We start from the raw sequence: 25321 nt of genomic DNA on the forward strand, positions 1-25321 counted from the left end.
GGACGCGGATCGCCGGTTGCGCTCGCTCATCTCTGCTGGTCGAGTAGGCGCGCAGCGGCGTATCGAGACCCCCGCTTCCCGCAGTGGGCTCGCTCAGCGCACGAACGCCAGGGCCAGCCAGAGCTCGGTGCGGGACGACACGTCGTCGAGGTCGACGCCGAGCAGGCGCTCGATCGCGGTGATGCGGTTGCGGAGGGTGTGCCGGTGGATGCCGAGCTCGCGAGCGGCGGGCTCCCAGGCGCCGTTGCGGCCGAGCCAGACGCGTGCGGTCTCGAGCAGCACGGCGCCCTCGGAGTTCAGCAGGGGAGCGAGCCGGCGGCGCGCGAGGGGCTCCGCGCCCGAGGCGGTCAGGAGTCCGAGCATCCCCTGCGCGGCGAGGTCCTCGAAGCGCAGGAGCGGCCGCTCGGCGGAGCTGCGCTCGGCCGCCCGCTGCGCCTCCTGCAGGGCCGCCTCGAGCGACGCCCAGTCGGTCGGAGCGGAGGCGCCGGCCGACACGCCGTGCCGCCCCAGGACCGCGGCGATCACCTCGAGATCCTCCTCCCCGGTGATCAGCACGAGCGCCCCCTCGCGCTCGGCGAAGAACAGGCGCGCGCCGTTCTCCTCCGCGACCACCTCGAGCTCGTCGAGCAGCGAATCGCCGCGCACCGGCTCCGCCAGCACGCTCACCCGCAGCGGCGCGGCCGGCAGCGCGCCCCACACCTGACGCGCCGTGCGGGCCGCGACGTCGAAGGCCCCCGCCACGAGCAGCTCGAGCAGCCCGGAGCGCAGCTGGCGCCGGGAGGTGTCGAGCGCGCGCCGCTGCTCGAGCGCGATGCTCGCGAGCGCGATGACGCTCGCGACGAGGTCGTTGCCCGCCGGATCCAGGGGAGTGCCGGTGCCCACCGCGAGCACGCCGCGCAGGTGGTCGCGGCGCCCGAGCGTCTGCAGCGTGACTCCGCCCCCGTCGTCGAGGCGCAGCCCCGCCCGGCTGCCCCGCGAGAGCGTGTGCCGCACGGCCTCGGCGACCGAGCGCTCCGCCTCCAGGGGCACGTCGAGCCGGGTGGGCACCTGCACCCGCTGGCCGACCGCGTCGTAGAGGGCGACCCAGCAGCCGAGCTGCCGCTCCAGCTCCGAGAGGATCGCGGCGAGGCCGTCGGGCCGCAGCGCCGCGCGGGCGACCCTGCGCTGCGCCTCGAGCGACCACTCCAGCCGTTCGCGCTGCTCGCGCGAGATGACGTCGGCGACGAACCGGATGATGCCCATGAACGGGGTCAGATCGGCGACCTCGAGCAGCGGCAGGCCCTGCCGCTCGCAGGCGGCGATGAGCGCCTCCGGCACCTCGTCGTGCACGATGCCGATCGCGAAGCCGAGCGCGCGGATGCCGCGGCCGCGCAGGCGCGCGACGTACTCCTCCGAGAAGTCGGCCGCGTGCTCGCCGGCGAAGTGCACGCCGTCGGTGAGCAGCAGCTGCCCCGATTCGAGCCAGGGCGTCGGATCGACGAGGTCGGAGGAGTGCGCCCAGACGAGCGGGGCGTCGAGCGCCGCCTCGTCGTGCACGCCCGCGAGGACGTGGAGGGCGAACGCCGGCTCGGCGAGCAGGTCGCGGACGGTCGCGGGCACGGTGGCCTCCTGAGGACGGGATCGACGATCCGTCCATCGTAGGTGCCCGAAGTGGACGGATCGGCGCGCGCATCGGTGACGGTTCCGCGGCAGGATGGGACGCACCGCCTCCGGAAGGACACCATGAGCACCGAGACCGTTCCGCCCGTCACCGCCCCCGGCCGCAGCAACGCCTCGGTCACCGAGGCCGACCGCTCGCGCGTCTTCCACTCGTGGTCGGCGCAGGGGGCGCTGAACCCGCTGCCGATCGCCGGCGGCCTGGGCGCCGAGGTCTGGGACGTCGACGGCACCCGCTACCTCGACTTCTCGAGCCAGCTCGTGAACGTCACCATCGGCTACCAGCACCCCAAGGTCGTCGCGGCGATCCAGGAGCAGGCGGCGGTGCTGACGACCGTCGGCCCCGCGTACGCCAACGAGACCCGCGCCGAGGCCGCGCGCCTGATCACCGACCTCGCTCCCGAGGGCTTCGAGAAGGTGTTCTTCACCAACGGCGGAGCCGACGCGAACGAGAACGCGATCCGCATGGCGCGACTGTTCACGGGCCGCGACAAGGTCGTCTCGCTGTACCGCTCGTACCACGGCAACACCGGAGCGGCGATCGTGTCGACCGGCGACTGGCGCCGCATCCCCAACGAGTACGCGCGCGGACACGTGCACGCCTTCGGCCCCTACCTCTACCGCAGCGAGTTCTGGGCCGAGACGCTCGAGCAGGAGTGCGAGCGCGCGCTGCACCACCTCGAGCGCGTCGTCCAGGCCGAGGGCCCGGAGTCGATCGCGGCGTTCCTGCTCGAGACCATCCCCGGCACGGCCGGCGTGCTCACTCCGCCGCCCGGCTACCTCGCCGGCGTGCGCGCGATCGCCGACCGCTACGGCATCCAGCTGATCCTCGACGAGGTGATGGCCGGGTTCGGCCGCACCGGCGAGTGGTTCGCCTTCGACGCGTTCGACGTGCGCCCCGACCTGATCACCTTCGCGAAGGGCGTCAACTCGGGCTACGTGCCCATCGGAGGAGTGGTCATCTCGGAGGAGATCGCGCACCACTTCGACGACCGCGTGTTCCCGGGCGGGCTCACCTACTCCGGGCACCCGCTCGCGGCGGCGAGCGTCGTCGCGACCCTCACCGCGATGGCGGAGGAGGGGATCGTCGAGAACGCGAAGACCATCGGATCCGAGCACCTCGCTCCGGGGCTCGCCGCCCTGCAGGCGAAGCACGACGTCATCGGCGAGGTGCGCGGCTCGGGCGTCTTCTGGGCGCTGGAGCTCGTCGAGGACCGGGGCACGCGAGCGCCGGTGCCGGCCGCCTCGGTCGCGCGACTGAAGGCGGACCTGCTGTCGCGGGGGCTCCTGCCGTTCACCGCTGACAACCGGATCCACGTCGTCCCGCCGGCCGTCGTCACCCCCGAGCAGGTCACCCGCGGCATGTCGATCCTCGACGACGCCCTGACCGCCTTCAGCGGCTGACGCGGGCTGCCGCCGCCTCGGGTCCGGGCCGTCGTCCTGTCGGGAATCGAGGTCGGGAGGGCTGACGGAGTCCGATCGAGCCGCTTGGTCGGCTCCCGGCCTCGGTTGCAGACCGCTCGGCCTGCAGAACGAAGGCTGAACCCGCTGATCCGGGCGAGGATCGCGGAATCGCGCCGGGGAGCCTTACTTCTGAGGCCCGCGCGGCGTCGTCCTGCGTCGCCGGAGTGGCAGGCCGGGGTTGTGCCGCGCACAACGACAGCCAGGAGTGCCCCTCGGCCACCATCGTGGCCGACGGGCACTCCTGGCCGAGGTTCCGCCCGCGTGCCATCGCTGCCGCCCCTTCGCGCTGGCGACCGGGCGAGCACGCCGTTCCTCCACCCCGAACCGATCAGCCGTTCGATCCTCGCCTCAGCTTCCCCCGACGACGAGGAAGCCGGACCAGCGGCACCCACGAGGCGTATCCGGGAATCCGCGTGCCAGCGGATTCCCGTCGCCGAACGCAGGACGCTCTGCGGAACGCACCTCTCTGCGGAAGCCGACCGCGGCACGCCGCCCCGCGGCGTGCGAATCAGTACAGCCGACCGCGGCACGCCGCCCCGCGGCGTGCGTGAGGCTTCGTCACCGCCTCAACCGAGGCTATGCAGAGTGAAGGCGGTGACGAAGCCGAGCACGGCATACAGCCCGGTCAGCACGTCGTCCCGGTCGAACGCCTCCGGGATCATCGTGTTCGAGATCATCGCGAGGATCGCGCCCGCCGCGACCGTCGTGACGAACGCGACGACGGCTCCGGGTGCCGTCGCGAACACCAGGAACCCGACGAGGGCCGCCGCCGCCGAGGCCGCCGCGATCCCGCCCCACACCGTGAAGACGTAGCGGGCGGAGCGTCCGTCGGCCTTCATCCCGGCGGTCGACGAGAGTCCCTCCGGCAGGTTCGAGATCGCGACCGCGGCGACGATCGGCACGCTGATCGCCGCTCCCGAGCCGCCCTGCGCCACCGACAGCCCGAGCACGATCGACTCCGGCACTCCGTCGATCAGCGCGCCGGCAGCGATGGCCGCTCCGCCGCCGCCGCCCGATCCGGAGGAGGACTTGCGGTTCCCGGCGCCCGCGCGCGCGAGCAGCGCGTCCGCTCCGACGAAGACGACGGCTCCGGCCAGGGTGCCGAGCACGGTCGGCAGGAGGCCGCCGTCGTCGGCCGCCTCGGCGACGAGCTCGTAGGCGAGGGCCGAGATGAGGACGCCGGCGCCGAAGGCCGACACGGCGGCCGTCAGCTTCGGGGGGACGCGGACGAACCAGGCGAGAGCGGCGCCGATCAGGAGCGTCGCTCCTCCGATCGCGCCGCTGAGGAGGGCGAGGGACCAACTGGGCACGGCTCAGCGTCTCAGACGGCCGCGCCTCCCTTCCCGGGGTTGACGGCGGCGTCGGGTTCGCGCGGCGGATGCACCCAGGTCACGAGGACCACCGACACGATCATCAGGAGGAACCACGACACGAGCTTCGACAGGGAGACCATCTGCCAGCCGGCGACCTGGTCGGGGTAGAGCCACGCTCCGGAGTAGGTGGCGATGTTCTCGGCGAACCAGATGAAGAGGGCGACGAGAGCGAAGGCGAGCAGCACCGGCATCCGGTGCGCGCCGCGGTGCACGCGGTAGACCATCGTGCTGCGCGCCCAGAGCACGGCCACGGCCGCGAGCAGCAGCCAGCGCGCGTCGGGCAGGTAGTGGTGGCTGAAGAAGTTCACGTAGATCAGCACCGCGACGACGCCCGTCAGCCAGCGGCGCGGCCAGCGGACGAAACGCAGGTCGAAGAGGCGGTGGATCCGCACCATGTACGAGCCGACGGAGGCGTAGAGGAAGCCGCTGAACAGCGGCACCGCGCCGATCCGCAGCACGCCGTCGGCCTCATAGCTCCACGAGCCCACGTCGGTCTTGAAGAGCTCCATGCCGGTGCCGACGAGATGGAACAGCACGATCACCCACAGCTCGCGTCCCGTCTCGAGGCGGGTGGCGACCAGCACGATCTGCAGCACGACCGCCGCGATCGTCAGCAGGTCGTTGCGCGCCAGCACCGCGTCGTCCGGGTACCAGAGGCGGGCCGCGAGCAGGAGCGCGAGCAGCGTCGCGCCGAACACGCACGCCCACGCCTGCTTCGCCCCGAAGACGAGGAACTCGATCAGCGCCGCGCGCGGACCGGTCGACGGCCCCCGCGCGAGCAGCCGGTGCGCGGCGTCGTCGATCCGCTGCTCGATCGGTGTGAAGGCCCGTCTCGGCTCGCTCATGCGTCCCGCTCCCTGTCGGAGCGGTCGATGCTACCGGTCGCGCGTCGGGTTCAGACCGGCGCGTCGACCGGGGACGGCAGCGAGCTGGCCAGCGCCGCGGCCTCCTCGGGCGTGAGGTCGTCGGCGTAGTAGCGGTAGATGTTGCGTCGGGACACGTCGGCCGCCTCGCGGGGGGAGCGGCGGCGCAGGGCGTCGACGAGGGTCTCGGCGTCGGCCGCGCTGCGGCGCATCCGTGCGAGCCGGTCGGTCTCGGAGCGCAGCCGGCCCTCGGTCAGATGCGCCATCACTCCACCCACGACGTTGCCGCAGACCTCGATCAGCTGGTTGCCGGAGGCGCGGCGGATCGCGGCGTGGAAGCGGTTCACGCGCTCGCCGAACCCGTCGGCCTCGCCCCGGGCGACCTCGTGCAGGGCGGCGAGGTGCTCCTCGATGCCGGCCAGATCCTCCGCGGTGCGGTTCTCTGCGGCGAGCAGGCACGACTGGCCCTCGAGCAGGAGGCGGAACTGCAGCAGCTCCACGCGGCTGATGCTCTCGAGATGGGCGAGGCGCGCCATGGACTTCTCGAGGATCCGCGGCGAGTACGCGGTGATCATCGGGCCCCGCGGATCGCCGGGGCGGGACTCGAGGAGTCCCGTCGCCTGCAGCACGCGCAACGCCTCGCGGATCGTGGCGCGGCTGACCGAGAAGTCGGCCATCAGCTGGCGCTCGCCCGGCAGGCGGTCGCCGGGCTTGAGGTCGCCGATCTCCACGGCGCGCTCGATCTGCTCGACGATCGACTCGTACGCGCTGACCTTCTGCACGGGGCTGAACGCCACGGGGCTCCTCTCCGCGTCGGGTCGCGACGGGTGTTACATCTTTGTTTCCTCGCTTGACCCGCGTCTCGGCGCCATCCTAGCGTTCCTTCTACTGGTCAGACCAGTAGCCGTTCCCGGCTCGGATCCTCGCACCTCACCCCCTCCCGACCATGCACCGCAGACCCTCGGAGCCGCACCCGTGACCCACAGATCCCGACGTCCCGCGCTCGCCGCGGCCGCCCTCCTCTCCGCCCTCGCGCTCTCGGCCTGCAGCGCCGGCGCCGGCGCCTCGTCGTCCTCCTCGTCCGGCGGCGAGCACGCCCCCACGGCGATCGTCGGACTGACCGGCGAGCCCGCGAACTTCGACTTCACGACGACCGCCGGTGCCGCGATCCCGCAGGCCCTGATGAACAACGTTTACGAGGGACTCGTCGCGATCGATCAGGACGGCGCCCTGCAGCCGCTGCTCGCCGAGTCCTGGACGGTCAGCGAGGACGGCACCGTCTACGACTTCGTGCTGAAGGAGGGCGTGACGTTCTCGAACGGCGCCGAGTTCACCGCCGACGACGTGAAGTTCTCGCTCGAGCGCGTGAAGACCGACTGGAAGATCAACCAGGCGAAGATGGCGGTCCTGGACCGCGTCGAGGTCGTCTCGCCGACCGAGGCGAGGGTCGTGCTCAGCCGGCCCAGCAACTCCTGGCTGTTCGACATGGGCGGCAGCGTCGGCCTGATGCTCGACGAGAGCGGAGTCGCGGACCTCGCGAACACGCCGGTCGGCACCGGCCCTTACACGGTCACCGAGCGCGTCACCGGCGACCACATCTCGCTCGCCGCCCGCGACGACTACTGGGGCGAGGCGCCCGCCGTCACCGACGTGACCCTGCGCTACTTCGCCGACGCGGTCGCCTCCACGAACGCGCTCCGCGCGGGCGACGTCGACATGCTCTACAACATGCAGGCCCCCGACCTGGTCGCGCAGTTCGAGACGAACGACGACTTCCAGGTGATCCAGGGCACCTCCAACGGCGAGATCCTGCTCTCGATGAACAACGCCGAGGCGCCGTTCGACGACCTGCGGGTGCGCCAGGCGATCGCCTACGCCCTCGACCGCCAGGCGATCATCGACACCGCCTGGGCGGGCTACGGCGAGCTCATCGGTGCGATGGTCCCGCCGACGGACCCCTACTACGAGGACCTCACCGACCTGTACCCCTACGACCCCGAGAAGGCGCGCGATCTGCTCGCCGAGGCCGGCGCCGAGGACCTGTCGATCACCTTCGACGTCCCGACCCGCCCCTACGCGACGGCCGTGTCCGAGGTCGTCGTCTCGCAGCTCGCCGAGGTCGGGATCGACGCGACCATCGCATCGGACGAGTTCCCCGCGGTCTGGCTCGACAAGGTCTTCACCCGCCACGACTACGAGATGTCCGTCATCCTCGCCGTCGAGCCGCGCGACTTCCTCGCCAACTTCGGCGACCCGGGGTACTACCTCGGCTACGACGACCCCACCGTCGCGACCCGCGCCGCCGAGGCCGATGCCGCGTCGGCCGAGGAGTGGGCCGCGGGCATGGAGGAGATCGTCGCCGACGTGGCGGCCGAGGTCCCCGCGGTGCCGCTGTTCCTCTTCCCGAACATCGTGATCGCCGACTCCGAGCTCACCGGCATCGCGGGCAACTCCGTCACGGAGTCGCTCGACCTCACCGGCCTGGCCTGGTCCTAGCGGTCCCGGCGGCGGCGCTCTCCGCGAGCGCCGCCGCCTCCGCTCCCTTCCGCCCACCCCTCCATCCCCGTGAAAGGGGGCGATCATGGCCCTGCGGATGCTCGCACTCGTCGGCAACTTCCTCGCCACCGTGCTCATCTCGACCATCGTCGTGTTCCTGCTGCTCCGGGTGATGCCCGGCGACCCCGCCACGGTCGCGCTCGGCATCGAGGCGACTCCCGAGCAGCTCGCCGCGTGGCGGGCCGAGAACGGCATCGACGCCCCGCTCGTCGTGCAGTACCTCGACTGGCTCGCGGGGCTCCTGCGCGGCGATTTCGGCACCTCCTACGTCAGCGGGCAGGACATCTCGCCGATCGTGTCCGACCGCTTCCAGGTGACGCTGATCCTGGTGGTCGTCGCGATGCTGATCGCCCTGGTCGTGGCGATCCCGCTCGGCACGTTCGCCGCGATGCGGCAGCGGCACCCGTCCGGAGTCGTCATCTCGGGCGTCTCGCAGATCGGCGTCGCCGTGCCGAACTTCCTCGTCGGGGTGCTGCTCGTGGCGTTCTTCGCCATCGGCCTGGGCTGGTTCCCCTCCGGAGGCTGGGTGCCGCCGTCGGATCCCGCGTTCCTCTCGCACATCGCGCTTCCCGCGATCGCGCTGGGCTCGGTGCAGGCGTCGATCCTGACCCGCTACGTCCGGTCGGCGGTGCTCGAGATCATGCGCGAGGACTTCCTCCGGACCGCCCGCTCGAAGGGGCTGACCTCGGGGGCAGCGCTGGTGCGGCACGGGCTGCGCAACGCGGGCATCCCCGTGCTGACCATCGTGGGCGTCCAGCTCGCGGGCCTGTTCATCGGAGCGGTCGTGATCGAGCGGGTGTTCAGCATCCCCGGTCTCGGCAGCTACCTCGTCGACTCCGTCGGCAACCGCGATCTGCTCGCGGTGCAGGCGGTGGTCGTCGTCCTCGTCGTGGCGATCGTCGCGATCAACTTCCTGGTCGACCTCGCCTTCACGCTCCTCGACCCCCGCCTCAGGAGGGCCTCATGACCGCTGTGCTCCCGCCCGGCACCGAGCCGCAGTCCGGTCGGTCCGCTCCTCCGCGCACCGCCCTGATCACCCGGCCGCCCGGACGCCTCCGGCGGCTCCGGCTCGGCGCCGACGCGCAGCTGTGGATCGGCGCCGCGCTGATCCTGCTCGTGCTGGTCACCGCCCTGGTGTCGCTCGTCTGGACGCCGTACGACCCCACCCGCTCCGTCGCCGGCGACCGGCTGCTGTTCCCCAGCCCGGCGCACCCCTTCGGCACCGACCGCTACGGGCGGGACGTGCTCTCGGGCATCATGGTCGGCGCGCAGATCACCCTGCTGGTCGGCACGGTCGCCGTCGCTATCGCCGCCGTGATCGGGGTCCCGCTCGGGATCCTCGCGGGGATGCGGCCGAAGCGGATCGGCGTCCTGGTGATGGGCGGCAGCGACGTCGTCATGGCGTTCCCCGGCCTCCTGCTCGCCATCGTCTTCGGAGCCGTGTTCGGCGCCGACACCACGACTGCGATGGTCGCGCTCGGCATCGGAGCGGCACCGGCCTTCGCCCGCGTCGCCCGCGCAGGGACGCTGCAGGTGATGGCGACCGACTACGTCTTCGCGGCCCGCGCGGCCAACCGCTCCGGCTTCTCGATCGCGCTGCGCCACGTGCTGCCGAACATCGCCGGGATCCTCGTCGTGCAGTGCTCGGTCAACTTCGGAGTCGCCGTGCTCGCCGAGGCCGGGCTCTCGTTCCTCGGGCTCGGCACCAAGCCGCCCACGCCCTCCTGGGGCCGGATGCTGCAGGACTCGCAGCAGTTCCTCGGCGCCTACGACTACCTCGCGATCGTGCCGGGACTGGCCATCGCCCTCGCCGTGCTCGGCTTCAACCTGCTCGGCGACGGACTCCGCGACCGATTCGACCCGAAGATGAGGAACCGCTGATGACCGAGCTCCGCCCCGCCGCCCTCGACGTCTCCCACCTGTCCGTCCGAGCCGGGGACCGCCTCCTCGTCGACGACCTCACCTTCCGCATCGGCGCCGGCGAGCGGGTCGGCCTCATCGGCGAGTCCGGGTCGGGCAAGTCGCTCACCTCCCTCGCCGTGATGGGGCTCCTGCCCGACACCGTGACCGCGACGGGGAGCGTGCGCGTGGGCGAGGACGCCGGCGAGGTCGTGGGCCTGGGCGAGCGCGCCGCGGCGCGGCTGCGCGGCTCGACGATGGCGATGGTGTTCCAGGAGCCGATGACCGCGCTCAACCCGCTCATGCGGGTCGGCACGCAGATCGCCGAGGCGATGCGGATCCACCGCACCCAGCCGGACCGCCGGGCCGCGGCCCGCCGCGCGGTCGAGCTGCTCGCCGACGTCGGCCTGCCGTCGCCCGAGGAGGCGGCGCGCGCCTACCCGCACCAGCTGTCCGGCGGTCAGCGCCAGCGGGTCGTCCTCGCCATCGCGCTGGCCAACGACCCCGCCCTGCTCGTCGCCGACGAGCCCACCACCGCGCTCGACGTCACGGTGCAGCGCCAGGTGCTCGACCTGGTCCTGCGCAGCGCGACGGAGCGGGGCACCGGCCTCCTCTTCATCACCCACGATCTCGCCGTGGTCGGCGAGACCTGCGACCGGGTGCTGGTCATGAACGCCGGAGTGATCGTCGAGGAGGGGCCGATCGACCGGGTGTTCACGAAGCCCGAGCACCCGTACACGCGCGGACTGCTCGCCGCCTCCGACCTCGACGCCACCGACTCCGCCGGCCGCCTCTTCACCGTCGCGACCTCCGAGGGCTACACCCCCGGCCGCTCGGTCGACCGGATGGACGCGGGGCGCGAGGAGCGCGCGGCGGCCCCCGAGACGCCGACGGTGGTCCGCGCCTCCGGTCTCACCAAGACCTACACGCGCGGCCGCACTTCCCTCTTCTCGCCGCCGCAGAAGGTCGAGGCCCTGCGCGGGCTCGATTTCGAGATCCGGGCCGGCGACCGGTTCGGCATCGTGGGGGAGTCGGGGTCGGGCAAGTCGACCCTGCTCCGCATCCTCTCGGGGCTCGACACCCCGACCTCAGGAGCCCTCGAGGTGGTCGGGCGGGATCTGACGACGCACCGCCGCGCCGACCTCGCCGAGCTGCGCAGCAGCCTCCAGATCGTGTTCCAGGACCCGATGGCGTCGCTGGACCCGCGGATGAAGGTCGGCGACATCGTCGCCGAGCCCCTGCTGAACGCGGCGAACACCGGAGCCGCGGTGTCGGCGTCCGAGCGCGCCGACCGCGTCGCCGAGGTGATCCGCTCGGTCGGCCTGCCCGTCGACTCCGTCGCCCGCTACCCGCACCAGTTCTCGGGCGGACAGCGCCAGCGCATCTCGATCGCGCGGGCGCTGGTCTGCCGCCCGCGGATCCTCGTCGCCGACGAGCCCGTGAGCGCCCTCGACGTCTCGGTCCGGGCGCAGGTGCTGAACCTGCTCGCCGACCTGGTCGAGGAGTACCGCCTCACCCTGATCTTCGTGTCGCACGACCTCGGCGTCGTGCGCTACCTCTGCGACCGCGTCGCGGTGATGCGCAGCGGCCGCATCGTGGAGCAGGGGCCGACCCGTGCGCTCTACGAGAACCCCGTCGACGACTACACCCGGGCGCTCATCGCCGCCACGCCCTCGATCCGCCACCGCCAGGAGATCCGATGACCCCCTCGACCGACACCTCCTTCCGCTACGACGGGGCCCGCCTCGCGGCCGCCTACTCCTCGGGCGACCTCTCGCCGGTCGATGTGGCGGAGGAGCTCCTCGCCGACATCGAGCAGCGGAACCCGGCGATCAACGCCTTCAGCGATCTCGACCCGGAGGGGGTGCTCGCGGCGGCCCTCGCGAGCGAGGAGCGCTGGCGCACGGGCGCACCCCTCGGCCGGCTCGACGGAGTGCCCGTCACGGTCAAGGAGAACCTGTACCGCGTCGGACTGCCGGCCCGCGCGGGGACCGCGGCCGCCGCCGCGACGGTCCCGCGGCAGGACTCTCCCGTCGTCGCGCGTCTGCTCGAGGCGGGCGCCGTGATCGTCGGCTCGACCACGATGCCCGACTGGGGAATGCTCTCCTCCGGAGTCTCGAGCGCCCACGGAGTGACCCGCAGCCCGCTGGACCCCGCGCTCACCGTCGGCGGGTCCTCGTCCGGCGCCGGAGCGGCGGCCGCGGCGGGCTTCGGCACCTTCCACGTCGGCACCGACATCGGCGGCTCCGTGCGACTGCCCGCCGCCTGGCTCGGGCTCGCGACGCTCAAGCCGAGCGACGGCCGCATCCCGCTCGACAACCCCTACCAGGGGCGCGCGGCGGGTCCGCTGGCGCAGTCCGTCGCGGACGTCGCGCTCGCGATGTCGGTGCTGTCGCGACCCGACGCCCGCGACTACACCTCGCTGCCGCCCGAGTCGATCGACTGGGACGACCGGGCGCTCGACGTCCGCGGTGCCCGCGTGGCCGTGCACACGGATCCGGGCGCGGGCATGGCGGTCGACCCCGAGATCCGGGCGGCGGTCCTCGCGGCCGCGGACGCCTACTCCGACGCGGGGGCCGAGGTCGTCGAGCTGCCCGCCTTCCTCGACGACGGGGTCCTCGAGCAGATCGACCTCTTCTGGCGCGTGCGCTTCTGGCGCACCTACTACGACCTGCCCACCGAGGCGAAGGCGCGCGCCCTGCCCTTCATCACCACCTGGGTGCACGGAGGCGCGGACGTGTCCGGACGCCGAGTGCTCGAGGCGACCGAGGCGATCAGCGAGCTGCGCCGCCGGACCGTCGAGGCCACGCTGCCGTTCGACGCGGTCCTGTCGCCGGTGGCTCCGGTCGCGGCGTTCCCGGCGGAGTGGCCGATGCCGTGGGGTCACGAGGACCGCGGCATGGCGCACATCGCCTTCACCGTGCCCTACAACATGTCGGGCCAGCCCTCGGCGAGCATCAACGCCGGGACGACCTCCGACGGCCGGGCGATCGGGCTGCAGATCTCGGGGCGGCGCTTCGCGGACCTCGAGGTGCTGCGCCACGCGCAGTGGTGGGAGTCGGCGCGGCCGGAGTCGGCAGTGCCGGTGTTCGCGCAGGGGTGACCGCCGCGCCGCGTCAGCACTGCCGCGAGACGAACCCGACCTCGCCCGGCACCAGCAGGTCGCGGTCGCGCTGCAGCACGCCGATACGGTCGCCGCGCGCTGCGCAGGCCCGCTCGAACACGGAGTCCGGCGCGTCCGTGTACTCCACCTCGAACACCCGGTCGCCGTAGACGTCGGTGTACGCGTCGCACTCGTCGAAGGCCTCGCACTCCTCGGTGATCGCGAAGTCGAAGCCGAGGTCGCGCAGCTGCGGTGCGCGCTCGGCCGCGTTCTTCTGCCCGAGCGCGAGGCCGTTCCGGTGCGCCTCCTCGATCAGGTCGGCGGCGAAGGCGGCGGTGTCGGAGTCGTTCAGCAGCCCGCGCGAGCGGGTCGCGGAGTCGAGGTTGTCGGCCTCGACCGCGTCGAAGCCGCTGTCGGCGCAGCCCGCGATCCACGGCGCGACGATCTCCATCAGCGCCTCCCGCTTCACCGCGGTCGACACGTCCAGCAGCACCTCGTCGGGCCAGTCCGGGTCGGTCACGTCGGCGCCGGAGGAGTCCCGCAGCAGCAGAGCGGCACGCTCGCCCGTCCAGTCCTCGCGCTCGCCGGGCTGCGTCTGGAAGGCGTTGACGTAGCAGACCGAGTAGAGACCGGGCTCGGGCACGTCCTCCCGATCACGTACGACGAGCTCGACCCCCGCAGCGGGCGGGTAGCCGCCGCCGAGCTGGTAGTCGAAGCGCGCGCCGCCCGGCGGGAGGCCGACGCCGTCGGCGGAGCAACCGGCGAGCAGCAGCGCCGTCCCGATCAGCGCCACGAGCATCCGCCGCGCCCCCGCGGACGGGGGAGCCGCCTGTGAGCGCGGACACGGTGTCCCCGCGCGGCGCGGAACGCGAAATAGACTGCGGGAATGGCGGAGTTCAGCGCGAGTGTTTTCCAGAACGAGTACCTCTCGGACGGCGCCACGGATGTGCACGCGATCGTGACGGTCTCCGCGTCCGGCACCGGCTCGGCCGGCAGCGACGGAGCGGCCGCCGAGATCATCATCGTGGACTGCTCCGGATCCATGACCGGCGAGAACATGGCCGCCGCCAAGCGCGCGGCCCAGGTCGCGGTCGATCAGATCCTCGACGGCACCTTCTTCGCGGTCGTGGCGGGCTCCGAGCGCGCCGACCGCGCGTTCCCGTACCCCAACGCCTCCGTCTCGATGGTGCGGATGGAGCCGGGCGCCCGCGCCGCGGCCCGCGAGGCCATCGGCTACCTCCAGGCCGACGGCGGCACCGCGATGGGCAGCTGGCTGACCCTCGCCCGCCAGCTCTTCGCGACGGTCCCGGAGGCGACGCAGCGCCACGCGATCCTCCTCACCGACGGCAAGAACGAGCACGAGTCGCGGATGCAGCTCGACGCCGCGATCCGCGCCGCCCAGGGGGCGTTCCAGTGCGACGTGCGCGGAGTCGGCACCCGCTGGGTGGTCGAGGAGGCGCGCACGATCGCGAGCGCACTGCTCGGCACCGTCGGCCTCATCGCGAACCCGGCCGACATGGCGGCCGACTTCGAGCAGCTCATGCAGGCGTCGATGGGCCGCGGAGTCGCGAACGGCGAGCTGCGCGTGTGGACGCCGCAGGGCGCGCAGCTGCTCTTCGTCCGTCAGGTCGCGCCGAACCTCGAGGACCTCAGCTCGCGCCGGACCCCGGTCAACCCGCTGACCGGCTCCTACCCCACGGGCGCCTGGGGCGACGAGTCGCGGGAGTACCACGTGGCGGTCCGCGTCGCCTCGAAGCCGGTCGGAGCGGAGCAGCTCGCCGCCCGCGTGCAGCTGAGCGTGCGCGACGAGGTGGTCGCCTCGGCGCTGGTGAAGGCCCGCTGGACCGACGACTCCGCCCTGACCGCCCGCATCGACCCCGCGGTGGCGCACTACACGGGGCAGACCGAGCTGGCCTCGGCGATCCAGGACGGACTCGCGGCGAAGGCCGCCGGCGACGACGCGACGGCCACCGTCAAGCTCGGCCGCGCCGTGCAGCTCGCCGCGGTCACCGGCAACGACGAGGCGACCGCGAAGCTGCGCAAGGTGGTCGAGATCGACAACCCGAACGAGGGCACCGTGCGGCTGAAGCGCGGAGTCACGCGCCTGGACGAGATGGCGCTCGACACGGCGTCGACCAAGACCACGCGGGTGCGCAAGTGAGCTACCGGTGCCCGGAGGGGCACACCTCCGCGTCCGGCGACTACTGCGACGTCTGCGGCGCGCCGATCCAGGCCGCTCCGTCTCCCGCTCCGGCGCCCAGCGCCGCCGCGCCGACCACGGCGATCCCGACCGGGCCGGCCGTCTGCCCCAACTGCTCGTACCCCAACGAGGCGGGCGCGCTGTTCTGCGAGAACTGCGGCTACGACTTCACCACGGGCTCGCTGCCCGAGGCCGACCCGTTCACCGAGTCGGGCGCCGTGCGCGCTCCCGGCGAGGTCGGCGGATCCGCGACGCCGGCGGGGGACCCCGGTGCGCACCCGGGCGAGGCTCCGGCGCCGGCCGCCGATCCCGAGGCGCCGACCGCGTTCGTGCCGGAGCAGGAGGCCGGGTTCGACGTCCCGGTCGCGACGGCGCCGCCCACGGAGGTGATCCCGGAGCCCGAGCCGGTTCCCGCGTCGGTCGAGTCGGAGGACGAGCCGTGGATCGCCGAGCTCTGGATCGACCCCGAGTGGTACGCGGAGCAGCGCGCCGACGACCCCCTGCCCTCCGCAGGACCGCCGGACGTCGTCGTGCTGCGCGAGCGCTCGCTGCTCGTCGGCCGCCCCTCCGTCTCGCGCGGCATCTCGCCGCAGATCGACTGCGGCACCGACTCCGGAGTCTCGCGCCGGCACTGCCAGCTGAGCACCGACGGCTACCGCTGGTGGGTCGAGGACCTGCAGTCGGCCAACGGCACCTACCTCGCGCCCGCGGGATCCGCGCTGCCGCAGACGCCGATCGCTCCCGGCCAGCGCCGCGAGATCGAGGAGGGCGACCGCCTCTACGTCGGCGCCTGGACCCGCATCGTCCTGCGGAAGGCCCTGCCGGGCGAGGCCTGATCCCGCCTGCGCCGGGTGACCGCGGGTCTCGATACGCGGCTGCGCCGCTACTCGACCAGCAGGGATGCTCGCTGATCGAGCAGCCCGCGGAGTGCGCAGTCGTGCCCTCGCTGATCGAGTAGCGCGCGGGGTGCGCGGTCCTACCTTGCTGATCGAGTAGCCCGCGGAGCGGGCGTATCGAGATCCCCGTCTCCAGGCGGTGCTGCATCTCGAGACGCGGCAGCGCGTTCAGCGGCCGGCGAGCAGCCCGAGCATCCAGGACAGCGCGGCGACCGCGCCGACGCCGACGACGCTCGAGCCGATGATCACGCCGCGGCGGATCCGCGCGGTGCGGCTCCCGTCGACCGTCGCGACCGACCCGGATCCGGGAGCGAGGCCGCCGCGCAGCCGGTGCGCCACCTCGTCGGCGGTCGGCCGGAGGGACGGGTCGCGCTGCGTCATCTCGGCGAGCAGCGTGCGCCACTCCGACGGCAGGGTCGGGGGGATGGTGGGGCTGCGGTGCAGGCGGGCGATGGCCGCCTCGAGGACCGTGCCGGAGTACTCCCGGTGGCCGGTCAGCGCCTCGAGGAGGACCAGGCCGAGTGAGAAGACGTCGCTCGCTCCGCTGATCGGCTCGCCCGCGACCTGCTCGGGGCTGACGAAGCTGGCGGTGCCGATGACGATGCCGTCGCTGGTGAGGCGCGAGCCGTCCATGAAGTGGGCGACGCCGAAGTCGGTGAGCTTGGCGGTGTGCTCGTAGCCGCTCGAGCCGACGTCGCTGACGAGGATGTTGGCCGGCTTCACGTCGCGGTGGACGACTCCGCGCTCGTGCAGGTAGGAGAGCGCCTCGGCGAGCTGGGTGCCGATCGCGGACACCTCGTCGACGGGCATCGGACCCGCCTGGAGCCGGACCTCCATCGTCGGATCCGCGACGAGCTCCATGACGACGTAGCGGCGCACTTCGCCGCCGAAGTTGTGCAGTCCCGCGTCGAAGAGGTTGACGATGCCGGGGTGGGCGAACGAGCTCAGCATCCGCACCTCGCGCTCCTGGCGGGCGACGTCCTCCGGGTTCGACGCCTCGGCGCGGAACACCTTCACGGCGACGTCGCGCTGCACGGTCTCGTCGCGCGCGCGGTACACGGATCCCATCCCACCCGAGCCGATGCGCTCGATCAGGTAGTAGCGCCCTGCCACCCGCTGCTGGGCGGCATTGGCGGCGATGGTGCTCATGAGGAGCCCGCCTTCCGAGGGAACGGCACGTTCGGAGCGCTCCGGAACGGCGCCTGGGGAAAAGGTATCGCGGTCACCCTTCCCGGGGGGAGGCCCGGATCGGGGATTGACAGCGCGTCGCCGTTGAGCGGGTGCCGGACACCCGCCGTCATCGCAGGCCGCTGCGCGAGAAGCCCTGCACGAAGTAGCGCTGGAAGACCAGGAAGAGCACCACCATCGGCACGACGTTGATGAGCGCGAAGGCCATCGTCCCGCCGTAGTCGCTGCCGAACTGGCCCTGCAGGTAGAGCAGTCCCATCGGCAGGGTGAAGAGCACGTTCTCCTTGAGCGCGATGAGCGGCCAGGCGAAGTCGTTCCACGATCCGAGCAGGGTCATGAAGAACAGCACGGCGAGGAGCGGCTTCGAGAGCGGGAGCACGATCGCGGTGAAGACGCGGAAGTGGCCGGCCCCGTCGATCCGGGCCGCCTCGATCAGATCACGCGGGATCGCCAGGATGAACTGCCGCGAGAGGAACAGGCCGAAGGCCGAGGCGGCGGTGGGCAGGATCACGGCCCAGTAGCTGCCGTAGAGGCCGAGGTCGGTGACGAGCCGGAACAGCGACACCATGATCACCTGCACGGGCAGGGTGAGGGTCGACAGCGCGAGCAGGAAGAGCACTCCGGAGCCGCGGAAGCGCAGCTGGGCGAAGGCGTAGCCGCCGAGCAGGTTGATCGCCACGGTGAGGATCGCCGTCGTCAGGCTGATCGCGACGGAGTTGCCGAACCAGGTCGCGACGGGGAAGGACGACAGCACGCGCTCGAAGTTCACCAGGGTGAACTCGCGCGGCCACAGGCGCAGGGTCCCGCCGAGCAGCTCGGCGCGCGAGGAGAACGCGACGACGACCATCCAGTACAGCGGGAACAGGATGATCACCGAGACGACCAGGGCGAGGAGCAGCCGGACGGTGCGGGCGAGGCGCGTGGCGCCGGTCATTCGACGAGGTCCCTGCTGCGGTTGGTGCGCCACTGCACCGCGGTGAAGATCATCGTCAGCACGAGGAGGACGATGCCGATCGCCGCGGCGTACCCCTGGTCGCGGGTGACGAATCCGGTGTCGTAGGCGTAGGTCACGAGCACCGACGTCGCGTTCTGCGGGCCGCCGCCGGTGAGGACGAACACGATGTCGAACACCTGGAACGAGTAGATGACGTTCAGGATGAGGAGGAAGAACGTCGACGGGCCCACGAGCGGCAGGGTGACGTGCCGGAACTGCTGCCAGCCGTTGGCGCCGTCGAGCCGGGCCGCCTCGTAGAGCGCCGGGTTCACTCCCTGCAGCCCCGCCAGGTAGATCAGCATGTTGAAGCCGGTGCGCCACCACAGGGTGACGAGCACGACGGAGGCGAACGCCGCCGCTCCTCCCGACTGCCAGGCGATGCGGGGCAGGCCGACGGTCTGCAGCAGCCCGTCGAGGACTCCGCTGTTCTCGTCGAAGATCAGCACGCCCATCAGTGCCGTCGCCACTCCCGACACGGCCATCGGCAGGATCAGGATCGAGCGGAACACCGGACGCGCCGGCAGCACCGAGTTCAGCAGCACCGCGGCCCCCAGGCCCAGCGCCATCGACGCGGGCGTGACGATGAGCGTGAACAGCGCCGTGTTGAGGGTGGAGCGCCAGAAGAGCGGGTCCTGGAGGAGCCGGGCGTAGTTGTCGAGGCCGATGAAGACGCCGTCGCCGAAGCCGTTCGTGCTCTGGAAGCTCAGGAGGAGCGCCCCGCCGAGCGGGACGAACACGAACAGCGCCAGCATCAGGAGGTTCGGCGCGAGGAACGCGTAGGCCGCCGCGGACTCGCGGGCGGCGGGGGCACGGGAGGGGCGCGGCGGCCGCGCGATCACCTGCTCCGGTGCCGAGGCGGGAGTGCTCACTGCGTGGCGGCCGCGATGCCGTCGGTGATGCCGGCGATCGTGTCCTCGGTGCTGCGCCCGCCGACGAACGCCTGCTCGAGCTGCTCCTTGAGCACCGTGATGATCGCGGCCATGTCGGGCGAGGCCACCTGCGCCGAGTCGGACGCCTGCACCGTGGACGCCTGGCCGAGGAACACCTCGGACAGTTCGGGGCGGACCGCGAACTCGATGCCCGACTCCGTCAGGTCGCGGCGGGTGGGCAGGAGCGAGGCTCCGGCGCAGAAGTCGCTCATCGCCTCCTCCTCGGTGACGAAGGCGAGGAACGCGGCGGCCAGCTCGGGGTTCGCGGTGGCCTTCGTGGCGACGAGGGCGTTGCCGCCGAAGTCGCCGCCGCCCCGGACGTTCCGCGGCGAGTAGGTGGCGCCCCACTCGAAGTCGAGGGTCGCGTCGGCGTCGGGGATGAGGAACGCGCCGGCGAAGGTCATCGCGGTGGTCTGCGAGTACCAGAGGTCGCTGGCGTAGGTGGTGGCCTGCACCGAGCTGCTCGGCGGCACGAGGCCGTCGGTGAAGAAGCTGCGGCTGAAGTCGATCGCGGCGCGGCCCGCAGCGGAGTCGATCGCCGGCCCCGACAGGTCCTCGGTCAGGAAGCGCCCGTCGGCCTGGAAGAGCAGGCTGAGCCAGCGGGTGACTCCGTTGCCCTGCCAGTTGTAGGCGAAGGGGTAGCGCTCGGCGGGGAGCGAGGCGCGCAGCTTCCGGCCGACCTCCGTGAACTCCTCCCAGGTCCACGCCTCCTCGGGCGACGTCGGGAACGAGGTGACGCCCGCGGTGGCGAGGGCCTCGGTGCTGTAGAGGATCAGCGAGGTGTCGGTGTGGTGCGGGACGCCGAAGGAGCTGCCGCCGCTCTGCACCGCGGCCCAGGCGGCCTCGGTGAAGCGGTCGGCGACGTCGGCGTCGAGATAGGAGGAGAGGTCGAGCAGCTGATCGCGACCGGCGTAGCTGCCGAAGGTGTAGTACGGCACGCGGAAGACGTCGGGCGGGTTGCCCGCCTGCAGCTGGGCGTCGATGTTCGTGAACATCTGCTCGTAGGGCACCGCGTTCAGCGTGACGGTGGCGCCGGAGTTCGCCTCCTGGAACCGGTCGATCGCCCGCTGGAACCCGGCGAGCTCGGCGTCGGTGCCCCAGGTGGTGAACGTGAGGGTGTCGCTGCCGGCGCTGGACTGCGGGGCCGCGGGAGCGAATCCGCAACCGGCGAGCACGAGGGGCGCCGCCGCGACGCCCAGCGCTCCGAGGAAGCGCCTCCGGTCGAGGACCGCCCGGTCGAAGGCGGTGAGTGCTGCTCGGTCGATGCCCATGACGGCCTCCTTCTGGGGGCCGTGGAGTGGCTCCTCGGGGAGGCTAACGCCAGGGGCGCGCAGGGCGTCAGTGCCGGATTCCTACTGGACGGATCCGCGATCCTGTGAGAGTAGGGGCACGACGCTCCCCTCAGGAGCGCCTGCCGAGCATCCCCTCGAAGGAGCCGTCGAGCGCCCACGGATCGCGCACGGACCGCGACGCCCGGGCCGCCTCCGTCGCCAGCTCGCGGCCCGCGCGCTCGATCCGGCCGGGCAGGGCGCGAGCGTCCTCACCCTCTCCGCCCCAGTCGGCGGTCGCCGCGAAGACGGTCGTCGACAGCGGAGCCGCGTGCAGGTAGCTGAAGAGCGGGCGCATCGCGTAGTCGACCGCGAGGGAGTGGCGGGGCGACCCGCCGGTGGCGGCGAGCAGCACGGGCAGGCCGCGCAGCGCCTCCGTGTCGAGCACGTCGACGAACGACTTGAAGAGGCCGCTGTAGCTCGTGGTGAAGATCGGAGTGACGGCGATCAGGCCGTCGGCGCCCGAGACGGCGTCGAGCGCGGTCTGCAGCGCGGGGCTCGGGAATCCGGTCAGCAGCATGTTCGTCACGTCGTGCGCGAGATCGCGCAGCTCGACGACGCTCCGCTCGGTCGCGAAGCCCTGCTCCGCGAGCTCGTGCTCGGTCGCGTCGGCGAGGCGGTCGGCGAGCAGCCGGGTGGAGGACGGCGTGCTGAGCCCGGCCGAGAGGACGGTGATCCTGCGGGTGTCCATGGTGGTACTCCTTCTTGCGGCGTTCAGGCGCCGACGGCGACGGGCTGCGCGTCGCGGGCGGCGACGAGCGAGGCGTGGGTGGGCGCCTCGGGGACGTGGGCGGGGCGGCGGGAGTCGAACTCGTGACGCAGCACGGGCAGGATCTCGCCGAGCAGGTCGAGCTGCTCGAGGACGGTGGCGAGCGGCAGGCCCGCGTGGTCCATCAGGAAGAGCTGACGCTGATAGTCGCCGACGTAGTCGCGGAAGCCGAGCGTGCGGTCGATGACCTCCTGCGGCGAGCCGACGGTGAGCGGGGTCTGCTCCGTGAAGTCCTCGAGTGAGGGCCCGTGGCCGTAGACCGGCGCGTTGTCGAAGTAGGGGCGGAACTGCTTCACCGCGTCCTGGGAGTTGCGGGCCATGAAGATCTGACCGCCGAGGCCCACGATCGCCTGGTCGGCGGAGCCGTGCCCGTAGTGCTCGAAGCGCTGACGGTAGAGCTGCACCATCTTCTGCGTGTGCGAGGCGGGCCAGAAGATGTGGTTCGAGAAGAAGCCGTCGCCGTAGTAGGCGGCCTGCTCGGCGATCTGCGGCGAGCGGATGGAGCCGTGCCAGACGAACGGAGCGACTCCGTCGAGCGGGCGCGGCGTCGACTGGAAGCCCTGGAGCGGCGTGCGGAACTGCCCCTGCCAGTCGACGAAGTCCTCGCGCCAGAGGCGGTGCAGCAGGTCGTAGTTCTCGATCGTCAGCTCGATGCCCTGGCGGATGTCCTTGCCGAACCAGGGGTAGACCGGCCCGGTGTTGCCGCGCCCGAGCATGAGGTCGACGCGGCCGCCCGAGAGGTGCTGCAGCATCGCGAAGTCCTCGGCGATCTTCACCGGGTCGTTCGTGGTGATCAGCGTGGTCGCGGTCGAGAGCAGCAGGTGCTCGGTCTGCGCGGCGATGTACGCGAGCGTCGTGGTGGGGGAGGAGGACCAGAAGGGCGGGTTGTGGTGCTCGCCGAGCGCGTAGACGTCGAGGCCGATCTCCTCTGCCTTCTTGGCGATCGTGACCGCGGCCGTGATCTTCTCGGACTCGGTCGGGGTCGCTCCGGTGGTGGGATCGGTCGTGATGTCGCTGACCGAGAAGATTCCGAACTGCATGAGGTGCGCCCCTTCCATCGCCGGCGCCTGTGCGGCGCCTGGTCCATGCGTTTGCATGTACATCGCGATACAACGCGGGGCAGCGCGATCTATTCCCGCGGTCAGCGAGACTCTTCCGCAAGTGCACCGCGCCGCCGAGGGAGCCGACGGCATACCTGTCACGGCGGACGGCCGACCCCTCGAGGAGAGGAGCCGGCCTTCCGCGGTGGGGGCGTCAGCAGGCGGGGGCCATGTAGGTGAACCAGGTGCTGGCGTTGAGGACGGAGTAGGCGCTGCCGCCGGTGCCGGGGACGGCGGTGGCGTAGACGGTGTTGCCGCTGCTGGCGTAGAAACCCCCGTCGGGAGAGAGCCAGAAGCCGTAGGTGAGGTTCGTGGATCCTGCGGGCACCGCCGGGTTCGCGACGACGGTGCCGTCCTGGAAGTAGTAGCTGGCTACTCCGGTCGCGTCGCGGTAGGTGGTGAAGACGCCGTAACGGGGGTCGTACTGCACGTCGACGCTGCCCGGGGTCGCGAAGATCCCGAGGGGGCTGTTGCCGCGCCAGAGGGATCCGTCGGGCGCGAGGAAGGTGTTGTAGCCGACCGCGGTCGAACCAGCCGGAACGGCGGGGTAGGTCGTGGGTGCGTCGCCTCCGTTCTTGAAGGTCGCGACACCGCTGGGGTCGATGTAGGTGAACCAGGTGCTGGCGTTGAGGACGGAGTAGGCGCTGCCACCGGTCCCGGGAAGGGCGGAGGCGTAGACAGTGGCGCCGCTGCCGACGTAGTAGAAGCCCCCGTCGGGCGCGAGCCAGAAGCCGTAGCTGAGGTTCTCGGATCCCGCCGGGACCAACGGGTTGGTCGTCACGGTGCCGTCGGGGAACAAGAAGCTCGCGACACCGCTCGCGTCGACGTAGCTCGTGTAGATCCCGAATCGGGGGTCGTACTGCACGTCGACGGTGCCCGGGGTAGCGAACACCCCGAGGGGGCTGTTGCCCCGCCACAGGGATCCGTCTCGCGCGAGGAAGGTGTTGTAGCCGACGGCGGTCGACCCGCCGGGCACGGCGGGATACGTGGCGGGCGCTTCTCCCGAGTTCTGGAAGGTCGCGACACCCACGGGGCTCACCGTGACGGTCGCGGGCGTCAGGAGGGTCCCGCTGCTCGCCGTGAGCGTGACCGGGCCGCTCGCGGTGCCCGTCGCCTTCAGCCCGGTGACGGTCACCCGCCCGCTCGTCGTGGGCAGGGTCCTCGGGGTCGTGGTGCCGTCCGACCACGTGAGGCCCGGCGGGAGGGTGACGGTGACGAGGGTGCCGTCGGCGACGGGCGCCGATCCGTCGGTGGTGGCCTCGATGACCACGTCGCCCAAGGTCGCGCAGCTGTCCACGGTCGCGGGAACGGTGATGAACTCGAGGGTCGGCTGCAGCGACGCGGCGGCTGCAGGAGTCGCCGTCGCGATCGCGATCACGGGGATGGTCCACGAGGCTCCTGCGACGATCGTGCGGCGCTGGACGCCTCCGTTCCCGTCGAGGGTCAGGGGGACGTCGTTCGAGTTGTCGTTCATGGGTGCTCTTCTCTTCGCGGGCCGAGTGCTTCGGCGGAGGGACGCGCCGTGTCCGGCAGCGGGACCGATCGTGTCCGAGGGGTTCGGCCGAGTCGGCCCGGACCGATGACTCGTGCGGTCGATGAGCGGGATCTGTGCGGAAACTGTCGTTCGGACCGTCCGCGGCGACCTGTTCGACTTGGGTGAGGGCTACGGGGTGGCGCCGCCAGAGTGAGCTCCGATGCAGAGTCCACCGCCGGGACGAGGGGTACCGAATGAGCGACGCTCGCCCGAACGCGCCGACACTCAGCCGCGGCATCGCGTTGCGCGGGGTGGAGGCGGCGGAGTGGCTCGCGACGCGCGGCACGAGGGTCGCCGACCCGCGCGAGCTGCGACTGGTGACCGATGAACTCGCGAGCGGAGAGTTCCGGCTCGCCCGGCTGTGGCACACCGCCGTGACGGCGGAGCTGTCCGTCGCCGAGGGATTCGTTCTGGTGGTGGTCCCTGTCGAAGGCTCGATGTCAGTGGCGTTCCCGGGACGCGGGCGGAGCGAACTCCGCCCGCCGGGTGCACTGGTGCTCGCCGACCGCTCCGTCGCGACGACGGTCGCCGAGACGTCGATGGCGCGCTTCGAGATCACCGTGGAGGCGTCGATGCTGCCCGGTGCCCTCCGCGAGGCGCTCGGCGAACACGTGGTGCTCCCCGACATCGCCACCTCGTTCCGGGCGGCCCTCATCTCGGCGGCGAACGCAGTGCTGAACACCGAGCTCGACGTCCGTTCGCAGGGGGTGCCGGCGCTTCGGCTGGCGTTCTCGCAACTCGCCGTCGCGATCGTCTCGGCCGGAGTGGAAGGCGACGCTCGTGCGTCGTTCTCCTTCCGCGAGCGCACCCTCTATCAGCGGGCCACGGACGTGATCGCCGAGAGAGCCCGTGATCCCGCCTTCACGATCGACGCGCTCGCGCGCGAGCTGCGCATCTCGGAGCGGTACCTGTACCGCATCTTCTCGTCGGCTGATGCGAGCCCGGCGGCGGCGATCCGGGCAGCCCGCGCGGCGGTCGCCCGCAGCTACGCAGACGGAGCAGCGGGCCGTTCGCTGACGGCGGCCGAACGTGCTCGCCTGGCCGGCTTCCGCAACGCGACGGCGATGCGGCGGGCACTGCAGCGGGGCGGGTGATGACCCTGTCCATCGAGACCTCCGGGCACTCTCCTCGGGTCGTGGGGGGACGCGGATCGTGAAGCCCGGGAAGGCCTCCGTTCGAGCGGCGGCCTTCCCGGGCCTCGTGTCTTACCGTCGATGGCGAGCGGGGATCGGGTCGAACCTGCTTCTCCTGCGCTCGAGTCGACGAGAGCGGTCACTTGCTCTCGTTCCCCGAGAGGGCGCGCGGGTGAGGTTCACGCTCGCCGTCCGGGTCAGCAGACGGTGCCGACGACGTAGTCGACTTGTTCGCCGTTGATGCCGTAGTAGCCGACGGCCTGGGTGACGCCCGTGGCGATCTTGTAGCCGTAGTACCAGAGGTCGCCGGTCGGTGTCAGGGAGAACGCGGCGTTG

Annotated in this window: 21 protein-coding genes; 9 read left to right on the plus strand and 12 right to left on the minus strand. The window is 72.0% G+C overall.

All coding sequences use genetic code 11. From position 1 onward, the window contains the following. Positions 1-93: 93 nt before the first annotated feature. A complete protein-coding gene (locus ASF46_RS19070) occupies positions 94-1599 on the minus strand; it encodes a PucR family transcriptional regulator (protein WP_056866411.1) in 1506 nt (501 codons plus the stop codon). Between the two features lie 123 nt (positions 1600-1722). Here ASF46_RS19070 and ASF46_RS03300 point away from each other — a divergent pair, with 123 nt between their 5' ends. Further along, entirely contained in the window at positions 1723-3060 is a 1338-nt protein-coding gene (locus tag ASF46_RS03300) for an aspartate aminotransferase family protein (RefSeq protein WP_056866412.1), read from the plus strand. A gap of 626 nt (positions 3061-3686) precedes the next feature. On the opposite strand, the gene ASF46_RS03305 is transcribed toward ASF46_RS03300, so the two are convergent. Genes ASF46_RS03305 through ASF46_RS03315 form a run of 3 tightly spaced genes read right to left on the minus strand, consistent with a single transcriptional unit; the run spans position 3687 to position 6153 of the window. Continuing rightward, positions 3687-4430, minus strand: a complete 744-nt coding sequence (locus ASF46_RS03305; protein WP_056866413.1) for a ZIP family metal transporter — start codon at positions 4428-4430, stop codon at positions 3687-3689. Between the two features lie 11 nt (positions 4431-4441). After that, a complete protein-coding gene (locus ASF46_RS03310) occupies positions 4442-5338 on the minus strand; it encodes a DUF817 domain-containing protein (protein ID WP_056866414.1) in 897 nt (298 codons plus the stop codon). Between the two features lie 50 nt (positions 5339-5388). Then, entirely contained in the window at positions 5389-6153 is a 765-nt protein-coding gene (locus ASF46_RS03315) for a FadR/GntR family transcriptional regulator (RefSeq protein ID WP_055786724.1), read from the minus strand. Between the two features lie 178 nt (positions 6154-6331). On the opposite strand from ASF46_RS03315, the gene ASF46_RS03320 reads away from it, so the two are divergent. From ASF46_RS03320 to ASF46_RS03340, 5 genes are all read left to right on the plus strand, one after another. Continuing rightward, on the plus strand, positions 6332-7852 hold the full coding sequence (locus ASF46_RS03320) for an ABC transporter substrate-binding protein (protein WP_056866415.1): 1521 nt from the start codon (positions 6332-6334) through the stop codon (positions 7850-7852). 85 nt (positions 7853-7937) lie between these two features. After that, a complete protein-coding gene (locus ASF46_RS03325; RefSeq protein WP_055786729.1) occupies positions 7938-8879 on the plus strand; it encodes an ABC transporter permease in 942 nt (313 codons plus the stop codon). Further along, the gene (locus ASF46_RS03330; protein ID WP_082485198.1) at positions 8876-9793 is read left to right on the plus strand and encodes an ABC transporter permease; all 918 of its coding nucleotides are present in this window, start codon (positions 8876-8878) and stop codon (positions 9791-9793) included. The genes ASF46_RS03325 and ASF46_RS03330 overlap by 4 nt, the downstream gene beginning before the upstream one ends. After that, the gene (locus tag ASF46_RS03335) at positions 9793-11514 is read left to right on the plus strand and encodes a dipeptide ABC transporter ATP-binding protein (RefSeq protein WP_056866416.1); all 1722 of its coding nucleotides are present in this window, start codon (positions 9793-9795) and stop codon (positions 11512-11514) included. Before ASF46_RS03330 ends, ASF46_RS03335 begins: the two co-directional genes overlap by 1 nt. Continuing rightward, complete coding sequence (locus ASF46_RS03340; protein WP_056866417.1) at positions 11511-12914, plus strand: amidase; 1404 nt, start codon at positions 11511-11513, stop codon at positions 12912-12914. The genes ASF46_RS03335 and ASF46_RS03340 overlap by 4 nt, the downstream gene beginning before the upstream one ends. A 13-nt stretch (positions 12915-12927) precedes the next feature. Here the strand turns inward: ASF46_RS03340 and ASF46_RS03345 are convergent, their stop codons facing one another. Continuing rightward, entirely contained in the window at positions 12928-13713 is a 786-nt protein-coding gene (locus ASF46_RS03345; RefSeq protein WP_056866418.1) for an endo alpha-1,4 polygalactosaminidase, read from the minus strand. Positions 13714-13800: 87 nt separating this feature from the next. Between ASF46_RS03345 and ASF46_RS03350 the strand changes: the two genes are divergently transcribed. Next, on the plus strand, positions 13801-15075 hold the full coding sequence (locus tag ASF46_RS03350; protein WP_056866419.1) for a VWA domain-containing protein: 1275 nt from the start codon (positions 13801-13803) through the stop codon (positions 15073-15075). Further along, the gene (locus tag ASF46_RS03355; RefSeq protein WP_056866420.1) at positions 15072-15950 is read left to right on the plus strand and encodes an FHA domain-containing protein; all 879 of its coding nucleotides are present in this window, start codon (positions 15072-15074) and stop codon (positions 15948-15950) included. The genes ASF46_RS03350 and ASF46_RS03355 overlap by 4 nt, the downstream gene beginning before the upstream one ends. A gap of 228 nt (positions 15951-16178) precedes the next feature. Here ASF46_RS03355 and ASF46_RS03360 read toward each other — a convergent pair whose 3' ends face one another. From ASF46_RS03360 to ASF46_RS03390, 7 genes are all read right to left on the minus strand, one after another. Continuing rightward, a complete protein-coding gene (locus tag ASF46_RS03360; protein WP_056866421.1) occupies positions 16179-17159 on the minus strand; it encodes a serine/threonine-protein kinase in 981 nt (326 codons plus the stop codon). A gap of 148 nt (positions 17160-17307) precedes the next feature. After that, positions 17308-18132 (minus strand): carbohydrate ABC transporter permease, encoded by an 825-nt coding sequence (locus ASF46_RS03365; RefSeq protein ID WP_056866422.1) that lies wholly within the window; start codon positions 18130-18132, stop codon positions 17308-17310. Next, complete coding sequence (locus tag ASF46_RS03370; RefSeq protein WP_235576841.1) at positions 18129-19061, minus strand: carbohydrate ABC transporter permease; 933 nt, start codon at positions 19059-19061, stop codon at positions 18129-18131. Before ASF46_RS03370 ends, ASF46_RS03365 begins: the two co-directional genes overlap by 4 nt. Beyond that, positions 19058-20392, minus strand: a complete 1335-nt coding sequence (locus ASF46_RS03375; protein WP_082485200.1) for an ABC transporter substrate-binding protein — start codon at positions 20390-20392, stop codon at positions 19058-19060. The genes ASF46_RS03370 and ASF46_RS03375 overlap by 4 nt, the downstream gene beginning before the upstream one ends. A 130-nt stretch (positions 20393-20522) precedes the next feature. Then, entirely contained in the window at positions 20523-21140 is a 618-nt protein-coding gene (locus tag ASF46_RS03380; protein ID WP_056866423.1) for an FMN reductase, read from the minus strand. A gap of 23 nt (positions 21141-21163) precedes the next feature. Then, the gene (locus ASF46_RS03385; protein ID WP_056866424.1) at positions 21164-22258 is read right to left on the minus strand and encodes an LLM class flavin-dependent oxidoreductase; all 1095 of its coding nucleotides are present in this window, start codon (positions 22256-22258) and stop codon (positions 21164-21166) included. Positions 22259-22472: 214 nt separating this feature from the next. Further along, complete coding sequence (locus ASF46_RS03390; RefSeq protein WP_056866425.1) at positions 22473-23792, minus strand: hypothetical protein; 1320 nt, start codon at positions 23790-23792, stop codon at positions 22473-22475. Positions 23793-24046: 254 nt separating this feature from the next. Between ASF46_RS03390 and ASF46_RS03395 the strand changes: the two genes are divergently transcribed. After that, the gene (locus ASF46_RS03395) at positions 24047-24946 is read left to right on the plus strand and encodes a hypothetical protein (protein WP_056866426.1); all 900 of its coding nucleotides are present in this window, start codon (positions 24047-24049) and stop codon (positions 24944-24946) included. Positions 24947-25321: the final 375 nt, after the last annotated feature.

The sequence above is a fragment of the Rathayibacter sp. Leaf296 genome, from assembly GCF_001423045.1.
GTDB classification, from domain to species: domain Bacteria; phylum Actinomycetota; class Actinomycetes; order Actinomycetales; family Microbacteriaceae; genus Rathayibacter; species Rathayibacter caricis.